Source organism: Bacillus sp. Xin1 (assembly GCF_013314535.1).
Lineage (GTDB): Bacteria > Bacillota > Bacilli > Bacillales > Bacillaceae_G > Bacillus_A.
This window is the reverse complement of the sequence record NZ_JABUAE010000001.1, coordinates 325,075-337,948: the sequence shown is the minus strand read 5'-3', so window position 1 is coordinate 337,948 and position 12,874 is coordinate 325,075. Positions and strand designations below refer to the sequence as shown.

Sequence of the window (12,874 nt, the reverse complement as noted above, 5' to 3'; positions counted from 1 at the left end):
AGACCGCTCCATTGTACCAAACATTTGTTTTACGGGTCAATCCATCGATTTCCTCATTTCACTCTAAAAAATACTATATCTCACTTCACACTTATCCATTTCTCCTAACAAAAAAATATCTTGTTTACTTTTTGCTTTTAGCAAAAAAGTAAACAAGATCCTTTTTACAACATATTCAAGAACCGATCTGATACAAAACCTGTATCTTCAGGCGTACGGCAAATGATTAAGCAAGTATCATCACCACAAATAGTTCCAATAATCTCATCCCATTCTAAATGATCAATAAGTGCTCCAAGCGCGTGCGCGTTACCAGGTAGTGTTTTTAACACCAGCATATGTCCTGCTGTGTCTAACTTTACAAACGAATCAACTAGATTACGTTTTAATTTTTGCAGTGGATTAAATCGTTGATCTGCTGGTAAGCTATATTTATAGCGACCATCATGCAATGGCACTTTTACTAAGTGCAACTCTTTAATGTCACGCGATACAGTTGCTTGTGTTACATTAAAGCCTTCATTACGTAAAATATCAACTAGTTCATCTTGCGTTTCAATTTCTTTATTCGCGATAATTTCTCTGATTTTAATATGGCGCTGACCTTTATTCATACATTTGCACCTCACACTATCTCTTACCATAGTTTAAACATTGGTATACTTCACTTATTTATGTTAACTTATAATCGTTTACTTGTACATAATTGTTTTTACAATCATTATACAATTCCAGCAAAAAGAGGAACAACAACAGTTATTCCCCTTTCCCTTTTTGTTTTAAAATTTCATGAGCTTCTGCTACCACTTGTCTTGCAGAAACTAGAGAATGATTCGCACCACTCTCGCGCTCTCCATGCCATTTTAAATGAATTAAAAACTCAATATTTCCGTCCCCACCTGTAATTGGAGAGAATGTTAAGTTTTCAACATCATATCCTTCTTTTATTGCGAAATCAACGATCATTTCTACGACAGCTTCATGAACTTTACGATCACGAACAATGCCTTTATTCCCAACTTGCTCTCTTCCAGCTTCAAATTGCGGTTTAATTAAAGCCGCAACATCACCATTTGGAGTCAATATCGTTTTTAAGACTGGAAGAATTAATTTTAATGATATAAATGAAACATCAATGCTAGCAAACTGCGGCAAACCACGCTCTAAATCAGCCGGTGTTACATAACGAAAATTTGTTCGCTCCATAACAACAACGCGCTCATCTTGACGCAATTTCCAAGCAAGTTGATTGTAACCTACATCTAAAGCATAAGATAGCTTTGCACCATTTTGCAACGCACAATCTGTAAAGCCACCAGTTGATGAACCAATATCTAACATAATTTTATCTTGTAAATCAAGATGAAAAGTCTCTAATGCCTTCTCTAACTTATAACCACCGCGGCTCACATATGGCATAACTTGTCCTTTTACCGTAATCGGTATATCTTGTGGAATTTTTTCCCCTGGCTTATCGAGCCTCATTTCATTTGCATATACAAGTCCCGCCATAACAGCGCGTTTTGCCTTTTCACGCGTTTCTATAAGCCCTCGTTCTACTAATAGTACATCTACTCTTTCTTTTTTTACACTCATTTGTTACGCCCTTTTTTGTTTTGATGGAATCATTGTATGAATACGGTCCACAACAGCATCTGTCGTTAAACCAATTTCTTCTAATAGCTTTGTAACACTACCATGCTCAATGAAATGATCCGGAATACCCATTCGTTCAATTAAATTGCTATGATACCCATGGTCAGTAGCAAATTCAACTACACCTGTTCCAAATCCACCAATTAAGCAAGCTTCTTCAATGGTTAAAATTGGAATATTCTTACCTAAAAGTTCATGTAAATACGTTTCATCCATCGGCTTAATAAAGCGAGCGTTTACTACTTTCACTGAAATACCAGCCTTTTCAAGACGCTCCGCTGCTTCCATCGCCATCGGAATCGTTGTACCAAACGTTAAAATTGCCGCTTGCGTGCCTTCTTTTAACGTTTCCCATGTCCCAATTGGAATAGCCTGCAATTCGTCATCCATTGGAACACCAAGCCCATTTCCACGTGGATAACGCAGAGCAATTGGACCATCTTCATATTGCATTGCCGTGTACACTAAATGCTGACCTTCATTTTCATCTTTCGGCATCATGAGCACCATATTCGGCAAGTGACGTAAAAACGCAATATCAAATACACCTTGATGCGTTTCACCATCCGCTCCAACTAGTCCTGCACGGTCAATTCCAATGAAGACATTTAAATTTTGACGACATATATCATGAACAACTTGATCATATGCCCGTTGCAGGAATGTTGAATAAATTGCTAAAAACGGCTTCATTCCTTGCGTTGCCATTCCAGCCGCCATTGTTGTCGCATGCTGCTCAGCAATCCCAACATCAATCATACGATCTGGAAACTCTTGATGAAATTTCTCAAGTTTAGATCCAACTGGCATCGCTGGTGTAATAGCTACAATCCGCTCGTCCGTTCTTGCAAGCTTACGAACTGTCTCACTCACAACGGCACTCCATGCTGGTGCAACTTCTTTCGGCTTCACAAAATCACCAGATTCGATTTTATATGGACCTGTTCCATGCCAAGTTCCAATTACATCGCTCTCTGCTGGTTTATAGCCTTTTCCCTTTTTCGTAATCACATGAACAAGTACCGGGCCTTTTGTTTTCTTTGCATATTGAAGCGTTTCAAATAGATTTTCATAACTATGTCCATCCACAGGACCTAAATATGTAAACCCTAACTCTTCAAAAAAGACACCTGATACAAGCAAATATTTTAAGCTATCTTTTACTTTTTCTGCTGTTGCTGCCACTTTCCCGCCAACTGCTGGGATTTTCTTGAGTAAATATTCTAACTCGTCTTTCACCCATTGATATTTTCCAGCGGTACGCAGACGGCCTAGAACATTATGAAGAGCGCCAACATTCGGAGCAATCGACATTTCATTATCATTTAAGATAACAATCATATCTGTTTTTTCATGCCCAATATGGTTTAATGCTTCTAAAGCCATTCCACCAGTCAAAGCACCATCCCCAATAATTGGTATAACACACTCTTTCGTTTTCTTTAAATCACGCGCTAGAGCCATTCCCATTGCAGCGGATAATGAAGTCGAACTATGACCTGTTTCCCATACATCATGCTCACTTTCACAGCGCTTTGGGAAACCACATAGGCCTTTATATTGTCTTAATGTGCCAAACTCTTTTGCACGCCCTGTTAAAATTTTATGTACATAGGATTGATGTCCTACATCCCATAAAAATTTATCTTTTGGACTATCGAATAATTTATGCAGAGCAATTGTGAGTTCTACTACACCTAAGTTAGGAGCAATATGTCCACCCGTTTGAGAGAGCTCTTCAATTAAAAACTTCCGAATATCCTCACTCAATGCCTCTAGTTCACTGATAGACATATCTTTCAAAAAACTAGGGTTTTGAATTTGCGTTAGATCCACATGGATCACTCACTTTCGTTTCATAATCTGTCAACATGTCAAATACTGCAAAAAATATTTGCACAATACAAGTAATTCTTCAATATCTTTCCTATTACGCTCTATTCTATCGTGCTTGAACAGACAATCTGTCATCTTTCTCTACGTTCTTAGAAAGCGAAATATGCCTTTCAGCTAAGAAGCCGCCAGTTATCGTCTCTTCTCTATCCGATGAAAAAAGAGCCGCTAACACAAAGTGATAACGGCAACGTAATCTAGATATATTTTTGCCAATAACAAGTAAAGAAAAACCTTTTTCTACATTTATACCACAAAATGATAAATGACTCAACAAATGAAAACGCTCTTACATTAGTTATTACGCTTTGCGATTAAATCACAAATAGATAATAAATGCTCATCTTGTAATTGTAAAGATGCAATCGCATCTTTCGCTTTGACAATTGTTTCTTCTAAGATACATTTTGCCTCATCTATAGTAAATAACGTCGTATATGTACTTTTTTCATTGGAAGCGTCACTACCAATAGGTTTTCCGATTTCTTCTTCTATACCTTCTACATCTAAAATATCATCTCGAATTTGGAAAGCCAGACCAATATATTTTGCAAATGCAAGTAGTTTTTTCTCTTGTTCTGGTGTTGCTCCTGCAAGTATAGCTCCTGCAAGCACAGCATATTCTAATAATTGTCCTGTTTTGTGCTTATGAATATATTCTAATTCTCTAAGCGTAAGCTGCTTTCCTTCCGCTTCCATATCTGCTACTTGTCCAGCAACCATCCCTTCTGGCCCAGCTGCTTTTGCAAGTTCAAGAGCAAGCCTTAGCTTTGTTTCTGTAGAAACATCTTGATGATCGTACGCTGTCACTGCCTGAAAAGCATATGTCAACAAGCCATCTCCTGCTAAAACGGCCATCGCTTCACCAAACACTTTATGGTTTGTTGGTTTTCCTCGTCTTAAATCATCATCATCCATACATGGTAAATCATCGTGAATTAACGAATACGTATGAATCATTTCAAGAGCACAAGCTGCTCCTATACCTAATTCTCTTTCTTTTTCAAACGCTTGCAACGTTGCAAATAAAAGTAACGGACGGAGACGTTTTCCGCCCGCTTCCAATGAATATATCATCGCTTCGCGAAGTACATTTGGACATTGTAATTGATTTGCATAGCGCACAAGCTGCTCCTCAACGAAAGCTTTACTCTCTTTCACAAAAGCATCAAAAGCTACATATGCCACTATGCTTCATCTCCTACAGCAGTAAATGGTTTAAGTTCTCCATCCTCTCCAAGGATAACCGCCATTTGTTCTTGAACATCTTTTAATTTCTCATCACATAGCTTAGATAACTCCATACCTTCTTTAAAATATGAAATTGCCTCTTCTAATGGAACATCACCTTGTTCAAGCTTAGAAACAAGGTGTTCAAGCTGAGAAATCGCTTCTTCAAAACTTAATTTATTTTCCATTGTTCAATTCACGCTCCTCTATGCCCGATACGTTACAATCTAACACTCCATCTTGTAATTGTACGGAAACACCCTCACCAAGGCTAACATCTTTCACGCTTTTTAACACTTGCTTTTTCTCGCTATATACGAGCCCATATCCCCTCATCATTACTTTAAGTGGACTAAGTACTTCTAGTTGCTGAGCCGCCCTCATAAAAGTAAACTCTTTCGTTTGCAGCAATGTTTGCATTTCACGTTGTAATTGCTTTTGCAACGTTTCTACTCTTGTCTTCGTTTGAAAAATCTTTTGAGATGGATGATGCTTCTCAACATAAAATGAGAGCTGTTTCAATTGATTTACCTTTTTCTCTATATAACGTTCTTTCGCTAAAATAAGCTGTTCAAGAGTGCGATCTAACTGCTCTTCTTTTTGCTCGTACACTTGCTTTGGATAACGAAATGCATACGATTTTTGAAGGGTTTGCAGTTGTTCTTGCTTTTTATGTAACATCTCTCGCATTGCTCTTTGCATACGAAGAGTTCTTTGTAACACTTTCTCTTGTAATTCAAGTATATTCGGTGCTGCAAGTTCTGCTGCCGCCGTTGGAGTTGGCGCACGTAAATCGGCTACAAAATCAGCAATTGTAAAGTCTGTTTCATGTCCAACAGCTGAAATGATTGGAATTTCACTTGAAAAAATCGCCCGTGCAACACTTTCTTCATTAAAGGCCCATAGTTCTTCAATAGAACCACCCCCACGACCAACAATCAATACATCTATCTCTTTCATCTCATTCGCTGTTTGAATCGCTTGTACAATTGAGGGAGCCGCAGACTCCCCTTGTACAAGTACCGGAAATACAATCACATTCCCAATTGGATAACGGCGTTTAATTGTCGTTATAATATCTCGAATCGCAGCTCCTGTTGGTGATGTAATGACACCAATTGTTTTGGCATAGGCAGGAATTGGTTGTTTATAAACTTGAGAAAACAGCCCTTCCTCCTCTAATCGAACCTTTAATTGCTCGTAAGCTAAGTGAAGATTCCCAATCCCATCAGGCTGCATATCCTGAATATAAATCTGATAGGAACCACTCGCTTCATAGACAGAAATTTTCCCTTTTACAAGTACCTTCATTCCATCTTCTGGTCTAAACTTTATATTACGATTATGCCCCGCAAACATAACCGCTGCTATCCTTGCATTTTCATCCTTTAATGTGAAATACATATGGCCACGGCTATGATATTTAAAGTTTGAAATTTCTCCTTTTAACCAAACAGACTGCAGATGCGGGTCATACTCTATTTTTGTTTTTATATAGCGTGTTAATGCTGTAACGGTTAAATATTGCTTTTCCATCTCTCTCTCCTCATAGCCGATTCAAATTATTTACAAACAACCCCTGCACGTTTTGCAGATTCAACTGTATTATGAAGGAGCATTGTAATTGTCATTGGGCCGACTCCTTTTGGTACTGGTGTAATATAGCCTGCGATATCCAGTACATTATCAAAATCAACATCACCGCATAGTTTTCCTGTTTCTAAGCGATTGACACCAACATCAATTACAACTGCACCTTCTTTTATATAGTCAGCCGTTACCATTTTTGGTCTTCCAACAGCTACAATTAAAATGTCAGCTAACTTTGATAATTCTTTTATATTCTTCGTTTTGGAGTGACAGTATGTTACAGTCGCATTTTCATTTAAAAATAGCTGTCCCACTGGTTTCCCAACGATATTACTTCTTCCAATCACCACAACATGTTTTCCTGAAATATCAAGATTTGTTTCTTTTACTAATTCCACGATGCCATGCGGTGTACACGGAAGGAATGTATCTTGACCTGTCATCATACGGCCAACGCTGATTGGATGGAATCCATCTACATCCTTTTCAGGTGAAATTCTTTCAATGATAGCTTTCTCTTCAATATGTTTCGGTAAAGGTAATTGTACTAATATTCCATTAATACGGTCATCCTCATTTAAGCGATCGATTTCAGCTAACAAACGCTCTTCTGTAATTGTATCTGGAAACTCAATTAACTCTGAATAAATCCCAACTTGTTCACAGCCCTTTTCTTTTCCTTTTACATAAGAACGAGATGCTGGATCTTCTCCAACTAAAATAACTGCTAATCCTGGTACAATTCCTTGCTCTTTCAACTTCACAACTTCTTCTTTTAATTGTGCTCGTTTTTTCTCCGCAACTTCATTTCCTTTGATGATTACTGCTACCATTTTAAGATTCCCCCTTAAAGAAATTAAATTGTGTCTTTTATATTAGATAAAACGCCGTTTATAAAACGACGAGATTCCTCATCCCCAAATGTTTTTGCAATTTCAATTGCTTCATTAATTGTTACATTGTGTGGAATTTCTTCCATGTACTTCATTTCATACACAGCTAGACGTAAAATACTGCGGTCCACAATACTAATACGTTCTAATTTCCACTTTTTTAAATTTTGACGAATTGCTTCATCAATTGTTTCTTTATGTTCTACAAAACCAACAACAAGTGAATCTAAAAACTCATTTGTTTCTTCGCCTTCTTCTAGCGTATTTTCCACCGCTACTTTTGGCTCTAATTCTCCAGTAATGTCCATTTGATATAATGCTTGCATGGCTCTTTCTCTAGCCGTCCTACGTTTCATTGTAACTCTCCTTTATACTTCAAGTCTTTCCTTATGTTTTGTTATATTATTATAATTTATAAGCCGTCAATTTACTTACTCTTACAGTTTTCATTGATTTTTCAACCTTATAATACAATGATAATAACACAATTTATCGTTTCACACACGAGTTACAAGGCTGAAAAATAATAAAAAGATTAACTTCAAGTTCCATATCCTATCACAATGTACGTTTTTTGGAAAAACGCATCACTCTTTTTTTATATTCTTTATTTTTAAAATAGTATAATAATTAGAAGATTTTGTGCATGAAGAGATGAAACGAGAAAAAAGGTGCCCATTTGACAAGGCACCTTCCCATTTTTTACACTGGCTCGATTTCTGTTTTTTGCGTTTCGAATGTTACTCCAACGATGTGAACATTCACTTCTTTCGGCTCAAGACCCGTCATTGTAAAGAGTGCTTGGCGAATATTATCTTGAATTTTTTGTGCAACAACTGGGATCGCTACACCAAAATACATGACAACATAAACATCAACGATAATATCGTCGTTTACTAATTCAACCTTCACGCCTTTACCGTGATTTTTCTTCCCTAACTTCTCAACAACATCTGTAGCAAAGTTACCACGCATTGCTGCTACACCATCTACTTCAGCAGCAGCGATGCCTGCAATTACTTCAATTACTTCTGGTGCAATTTCTACTTTTCCAAGGGTTGTATCTTGACCCATATCTAACATATGTTCAGCCATGAAAAAAACCTCCTTTAAATGTATCACTGCGTCACAAGTTCATGCTCTTCCAAGAATTTCGTATTAAATTCCCCTTTTATAAAGTCAGGATGATCTAGCAATTGTAAATGGAACGGGATTGTCGTATGTACGCCTTCAATGACAAATTCACTAAGCGCTCGCTTCATTTTTGCAATTGCTTCTTCACGTGTTTTCCCATGAACAATTAATTTTGCAATCATTGAATCATAAAAAGGTGGTATTGAATATCCAGGATAAACAGCTGAATCGACGCGAATACCATATCCTCCTGGCGGTAAATACATTTCTACCTTACCTGGAGACGGCATAAAGTTTTTGGCAGGATTTTCCGCATTAATTCGACATTCCATTGCCCAACCGTTAAATTGTACTTCTTCTTGCTGTAACGATAGTGTTTCTCCAGAAGCAACACGAATCTGTTCTTTAATTAAATCCACCCCTGTTACTAGCTCTGTAACTGGATGTTCTACTTGAATTCGTGTGTTCATTTCCATAAAGTAAAAACTTTTCGTTTTATATTCATAAATAAACTCAACCGTACCAGCACCTGTATAATCAACTGCTACCGCTGCTTTTACTGCCGCTTCACCCATTTCCTTGCGAACGTTGGCATCAAGTGCAGGCGAAGGACTTTCTTCTATCAATTTTTGCAAACGGCGCTGAATTGTACAATCACGCTCTCCTAAATGAATCGCATTGCCATGTGTATCTGCCATTATTTGAATCTCAACATGACGGAAATCTTCAACGTACTTTTCTAAGTATACACCAGGGTTTCCAAAAGCGGTACTAGCTTCTTGCTGTGTAATTTGAATTCCTTTTACAAGCGCCTCTTCATCGCGAGCAACACGAATTCCTTTTCCGCCGCCACCCGCAGTTGCTTTAATAATGACCGGATATCCAATTTGATTTGCAAGTTCTATCGCTTCTTCTGTATTTTTTATAATTCCTTGTGAACCTGGTACAATCGGAACCCCTGCTTCTTTCATTGTATCACGAGCAACGTCTTTTGTACCCATTTTTGAAATTGCCTCAGGACTAGGACCAATAAAAATTAAATTACACTCACGGCATAGTTCTGCAAAATCTGCATTCTCCGCTAAAAATCCATAACCAGGATGAATTGCATCACAGCCTGTTAATTTTGCAACGCTTATAATATTTGTCAAATTTAAATAGCTTTCTTTCGACAGTGTCGGTCCAACGCAATACGCCTCATCTGCGATTTGCACATGAAGTGATTCTTTATCCGCTTCTGAATAAATAGCTACTGTTTCAATATTCATTTCTTTACAAGCACGAATAATTCGTACAGCAATTTCCCCACGATTGGCTATTAATACTTTTTTTATCATCACAAAGACTCCCTTATTACGCTTTTACAAGAAATAGCGGTTGTCCATACTCAACAAGTTGTCCGTTGTTAACAAGAATTTCAACAATTTCTCCAGTTACTTCTGCTTCAATTTCATTAAAGAGCTTCATCGCTTCAACAATACAAACAACTTTCCCTTCTGAAACACGATCACCAACGCTTACATATGCAGGCGTATCAGGCGAAGAAGAAGCGTAGAATGTTCCAACCATCGGTGATGTGATTTTATGTAAATTCTCATCTTGAACAATTTTCTTTTCTTCTTGCTTCGGTACTTCTACTTGCGCCGCTGCTACCGTCGTTTCAAGTTCTACTGCTGGCATTTGTAATGCTGTTTTTGCCGCTGGAGCTGCTTGCACAGAAACAACTTCATTACCACGTTTTTTCATTTTTATTGTGGTACCATCTTTTTTGTATTCAAATTCATCAATGTTAGAGCTATCAATTAACTTAATTAATTCACGAACTTCTTGAATTTTAAACATGTAAAATCCACTCCCATACACTTGTTTGTCTCGCTCTTACAGATACGAACATATAAAAAAGCTACGTTGTCTGTAAAGATACGATTCATCCTACTAGAAAAATTATTCCTATCACATTTTCTAATAGAAACTTTTACTACTCTCATCTTACGATAAATATTTTCAGCATTCCAATTTATATTTCTTTACGATAAATCGAAATTCCTGTAAAAATATTATTTCGATAAAAAATTGTCACCTAGTAATAATACCAAGTTTCACTCGAAATTGGCAAGACCACTGCATAGAAAAACATATTTTTACCAAATATTTTTTTATTTACAAGCCGTTCATCCTTCCTTCACATACGAATAGTATGTTCAAAGTATAGTAAATTATCTTGTGGTGAGGTGCAGAAATATGATATGGCTCATCTTGTTCGTACCAGCTGTATTGATCTGGCTCATCATTGTCTTCACTCATATAAAATATGGAAAAGGCAATCACCATTACCACGAACCTTTAATTTTTCACTCTCAGCGTATTTCTCCTTTCCCTATAGAAAACATTACAGCCACTCAAAAAGCTGAAACAGAAAAAAGCTATCGAAAACGATAGCCTTTTTTCTGTTTCCCCATTGTCCACGAATAGGAATCCGCCTAACTTATCACCATTCGCAATGCGTATTTAAAACTAGCGGATATATATTTTATTTTGCTGGATCGAACTTGACACCTACATCTTTGGAGCCTGCTTCAGCGCGAACAAGTTGGATAATTTTATTTGCTTCTTTTTGGGAATGTTTCGTAGCTTTTACTGTCACTTTAATATCCTCTCCATCCGCCCTTACAAGCGCATCTTTGTAGCCACCTTGTGATTTAATTACTGTTTCAAGTAATCCTTCTTTTGTTTCCATTTTATCGATTGCGTTCAATTGATCTTTCGCTTTACTTATTTCTTCAGCAGAAGATTTTGTTGATTTCATAACTTCTTGTAATTTTTCTTTCTCTGCACTGCGTTGGTCTTCCATTTTTAAACGCAGTGCTGTAAAGTTCTCATCACTTGATTGAACCGTTACATTACTTTCCTTTTTACCTGTTTCCTTTTTACTATCATCTTTTTTCTCTGTTTCTTTACCCGTTGTTTCTTTTGGAGTAGCTTCCTTATTTGATGTTTCCTTTGTCGTTTCTTTCGTCACTTCTTTTTCAACACCTTGCTTTTCTTGTCCAACCTTTTCACCTACTGTTGGTGTTGCAGTATTCATTTTCTCAGGTGTTGTAACATAGTATACGGATAGCACAACTACTAAACTTAGCATTGTTAATAACCAAACTGTTTGTTTTTTTAACACTTTAGTTCCTCCCTAACCCTTTTTTGGTAGTACTGCTACGCGGTGAGATGGTACATCAAGCATACGCGTTACCGCTTCTTTCACCATTGCTTTTATTTGTATATTATCCACTCCTTTTGCTACGACAAGGACACCTCGTACTTTCGGTTTCTCTGTTCGCAGTACAATCGGAGTTTCTTTGTCACCTTCACGTATAATCACTGTTTTTTCGTCAGTTGATTCATCTTCAACTTCCCTTTTACCTCCAGTTTTATCTGTTTCCCCTGTTGTTTGTGATCGTTTTACAATATTTTTTTCAAGTATTTTTTGTTCAGATGAATCTAAATTCACTTCAATAGATACATCTTTTACCCCTGTTATATCTTCTAATGAAGATTTCAATTCTTGTTCATATGCTTTTTCATATTTTTCTATAATTGACATATTATCGTTATTCTTTTGTCCAAAGGTTGGCACATCTTTTCCTGCATCTTGACTTGTCTTTTCTTTAAATACAGGCAATTCTTCTTTTTTCGGCCCAAAGAAATTACTAGAAAACATAAGTAACATTCCAAGTATGAGTAGGACAAGCAAAAACTTCGGTGTTACCTTTTTTCCCTTCTCCTTATCGTCTTTTTCGTCCCCTTTTAATAAGTTGCGAAAAAATGAGAATTTTGAATTTTTATCTTTATTGTCCATTTACTCTACCTGTCCCCCCTTCCATTTGAACTTGGATTTGTTTATTCTCTAGTTGCCACCTGCTTGAAAAGAACTCTTTCATTTCTACGTTTGTTTCTTCCGAAGTTTTTCGTGGTTCTTCCGTATCAATTTCAATTGGTTTTACTGTTTCAATTGCATCATTTTTCTTCGGTTCAGTTTCTTTTAATGTCACAATAACAGATTGAATATCCTTCGCTGTTTTTACTTCTTCCTTCGTTTCTGCTGCAATTACTTTTATTTCAGACACTGTCACGCCATACTTTTTCTCAAATTCTTTTCCAACTTCTTTTTTCATTTTGACAGCCATCTCTTCTAAACTATATGCACGTGTTAGGGCTTGTATTTCTTTTTTCTTTTCATCAATTGAATTTTTTATTGATCCGTTCGCTACGTATTTTTCTTGATTAAAATTCGCAATCACTTCATTTACATCTGTTTGTAACAACTTAAATAGCGGCGTTAAGATTAAAACAACTAACAGTAAGCTCACGACAAACTTGACATACTTTTGTAAATTTGAGTTAGGAAGGATAAGATGCAGCATCGTCGCTAAGAGTAAAAATACGATAATATTTCGAATCCACTCTGTAATAAATTGCATACCCGT

At 36.8% G+C, this 12,874-nt stretch carries 16 protein-coding genes; 1 reads left to right on the top strand and 15 read right to left on the bottom strand.

Features of this window, described 5'->3' with window-relative positions; genetic code table 11:
* Positions 1-164 precede the first annotated feature (164 nt).
* From argR to accB, 12 genes are all read right to left on the bottom strand, one after another.
* Positions 165-614: an arginine repressor ArgR gene (argR, locus tag HRG09_RS01815; protein ID WP_017150893.1), complete on the bottom strand. Its 450-nt coding sequence runs from the start codon at positions 612-614 to the stop codon at positions 165-167.
* A gap of 142 nt (positions 615-756) precedes the next feature.
* Positions 757-1,596 (bottom strand): TlyA family RNA methyltransferase, encoded by an 840-nt coding sequence (locus tag HRG09_RS01810; RefSeq protein ID WP_174099069.1) that lies wholly within the window; start codon positions 1,594-1,596, stop codon positions 757-759.
* Positions 1,597-1,599: 3 nt separating this feature from the next.
* Positions 1,600-3,492 carry a 1-deoxy-D-xylulose-5-phosphate synthase gene (gene dxs, locus HRG09_RS01805; protein WP_174099068.1) on the bottom strand — a complete coding sequence of 631 codons (1,893 nt, stop codon included), beginning with the start codon at positions 3,490-3,492 and terminating at the stop codon, positions 1,600-1,602.
* A gap of 106 nt (positions 3,493-3,598) precedes the next feature.
* Entirely contained in the window at positions 3,599-3,826 is a 228-nt protein-coding gene (locus HRG09_RS01800; protein ID WP_174098773.1) for a hypothetical protein, read from the bottom strand.
* Positions 3,827-3,843: 17 nt separating this feature from the next.
* The gene (locus tag HRG09_RS01795) at positions 3,844-4,737 is read right to left on the bottom strand and encodes a polyprenyl synthetase family protein (protein WP_174099067.1); all 894 of its coding nucleotides are present in this window, start codon (positions 4,735-4,737) and stop codon (positions 3,844-3,846) included.
* Positions 4,737-4,967, bottom strand: coding sequence for an exodeoxyribonuclease VII small subunit (gene xseB, locus HRG09_RS01790; RefSeq protein ID WP_016116257.1), 231 nt, complete (start codon positions 4,965-4,967; stop codon positions 4,737-4,739). Before xseB ends, HRG09_RS01795 begins: the two co-directional genes overlap by 1 nt.
* Positions 4,957-6,315, bottom strand: a complete 1,359-nt coding sequence (gene xseA / locus HRG09_RS01785) for an exodeoxyribonuclease VII large subunit (protein ID WP_174099066.1) — start codon at positions 6,313-6,315, stop codon at positions 4,957-4,959. Before xseA ends, xseB begins: the two co-directional genes overlap by 11 nt.
* A 26-nt stretch (positions 6,316-6,341) precedes the next feature.
* The gene (gene folD / locus HRG09_RS01780; protein ID WP_174099065.1) at positions 6,342-7,202 is read right to left on the bottom strand and encodes a bifunctional methylenetetrahydrofolate dehydrogenase/methenyltetrahydrofolate cyclohydrolase FolD; all 861 of its coding nucleotides are present in this window, start codon (positions 7,200-7,202) and stop codon (positions 6,342-6,344) included.
* 23 nt (positions 7,203-7,225) lie between these two features.
* Positions 7,226-7,618, bottom strand: a complete 393-nt coding sequence (gene nusB / locus HRG09_RS01775; protein WP_174099064.1) for a N utilization substance protein NusB — start codon at positions 7,616-7,618, stop codon at positions 7,226-7,228.
* A gap of 346 nt (positions 7,619-7,964) precedes the next feature.
* Entirely contained in the window at positions 7,965-8,357 is a 393-nt protein-coding gene (locus HRG09_RS01770) for an Asp23/Gls24 family envelope stress response protein (protein WP_017150885.1), read from the bottom strand.
* 23 nt (positions 8,358-8,380) lie between these two features.
* A complete protein-coding gene (accC, locus tag HRG09_RS01765) occupies positions 8,381-9,733 on the bottom strand; it encodes an acetyl-CoA carboxylase biotin carboxylase subunit (protein ID WP_174099063.1) in 1,353 nt (450 codons plus the stop codon).
* Between the two features lie 16 nt (positions 9,734-9,749).
* The gene (gene accB, locus HRG09_RS01760; RefSeq protein ID WP_174099062.1) at positions 9,750-10,238 is read right to left on the bottom strand and encodes an acetyl-CoA carboxylase biotin carboxyl carrier protein; all 489 of its coding nucleotides are present in this window, start codon (positions 10,236-10,238) and stop codon (positions 9,750-9,752) included.
* Between the two features lie 399 nt (positions 10,239-10,637).
* On the opposite strand from accB, the gene HRG09_RS28705 reads away from it, so the two are divergent.
* Positions 10,638-10,835, top strand: coding sequence for a DNA recombination protein RecO (locus tag HRG09_RS28705; protein ID WP_241814729.1), 198 nt, complete (start codon positions 10,638-10,640; stop codon positions 10,833-10,835).
* A 91-nt stretch (positions 10,836-10,926) separates the two neighbouring features.
* Here the strand turns inward: HRG09_RS28705 and HRG09_RS01755 are convergent, their stop codons facing one another.
* From HRG09_RS01755 to spoIIIAF, 3 genes are read right to left on the bottom strand one after another with little or no spacing between them, the layout of a single operon-like run.
* On the bottom strand, positions 10,927-11,568 hold the full coding sequence (locus tag HRG09_RS01755; protein WP_174099061.1) for a SpoIIIAH-like family protein: 642 nt from the start codon (positions 11,566-11,568) through the stop codon (positions 10,927-10,929).
* 12 nt (positions 11,569-11,580) lie between these two features.
* On the bottom strand, positions 11,581-12,246 hold the full coding sequence (gene spoIIIAG, locus HRG09_RS01750; protein ID WP_174099060.1) for a stage III sporulation protein AG: 666 nt from the start codon (positions 12,244-12,246) through the stop codon (positions 11,581-11,583).
* Positions 12,236-12,868: a stage III sporulation protein AF gene (gene spoIIIAF, locus HRG09_RS01745; RefSeq protein WP_174099059.1), complete on the bottom strand. Its 633-nt coding sequence runs from the start codon at positions 12,866-12,868 to the stop codon at positions 12,236-12,238. Before spoIIIAF ends, spoIIIAG begins: the two co-directional genes overlap by 11 nt.
* Positions 12,869-12,874: the final 6 nt, after the last annotated feature.

What these genes read in the sequence shown, in the direction of transcription:
- argR (WP_017150893.1), bottom strand. Translation starts at nt 614, where the DNA reads ATGAATAAAGGTCAGCGCCATATTAAAATCAGAGAAATTATCGCGAAT.
- HRG09_RS01810 (WP_174099069.1), bottom strand. Translation starts at nt 1,596, where the DNA reads ATGAGTGTAAAAAAAGAAAGAGTAGATGTACTATTAGTAGAACGAGGG.
- xseB (WP_016116257.1), bottom strand. Translation starts at nt 4,967, where the DNA reads ATGGAAAATAAATTAAGTTTTGAAGAAGCGATTTCTCAGCTTGAACAC.
- xseA (WP_174099066.1), bottom strand. Translation starts at nt 6,315, where the DNA reads ATGGAAAAGCAATATTTAACCGTTACAGCATTAACACGCTATATAAAA.
- folD (WP_174099065.1), bottom strand. Translation starts at nt 7,202, where the DNA reads ATGGTAGCAGTAATCATCAAAGGAAATGAAGTTGCGGAGAAAAAACGA.
- nusB (WP_174099064.1), bottom strand. Translation starts at nt 7,618, where the DNA reads ATGAAACGTAGGACGGCTAGAGAAAGAGCCATGCAAGCATTATATCAA.
- HRG09_RS01770 (WP_017150885.1), bottom strand. Translation starts at nt 8,357, where the DNA reads ATGGCTGAACATATGTTAGATATGGGTCAAGATACAACCCTTGGAAAA.
- accC (WP_174099063.1), bottom strand. Translation starts at nt 9,733, where the DNA reads ATGATAAAAAAAGTATTAATAGCCAATCGTGGGGAAATTGCTGTACGA.
- accB (WP_174099062.1), bottom strand. Translation starts at nt 10,238, where the DNA reads ATGTTTAAAATTCAAGAAGTTCGTGAATTAATTAAGTTAATTGATAGC.
- HRG09_RS28705 (WP_241814729.1), top strand. Translation starts at nt 10,638, where the DNA reads ATGATATGGCTCATCTTGTTCGTACCAGCTGTATTGATCTGGCTCATC.
- spoIIIAG (WP_174099060.1), bottom strand. Translation starts at nt 12,246, where the DNA reads ATGGACAATAAAGATAAAAATTCAAAATTCTCATTTTTTCGCAACTTA.
- spoIIIAF (WP_174099059.1), bottom strand. Translation starts at nt 12,868, where the DNA reads ATGCAATTTATTACAGAGTGGATTCGAAATATTATCGTATTTTTACTC.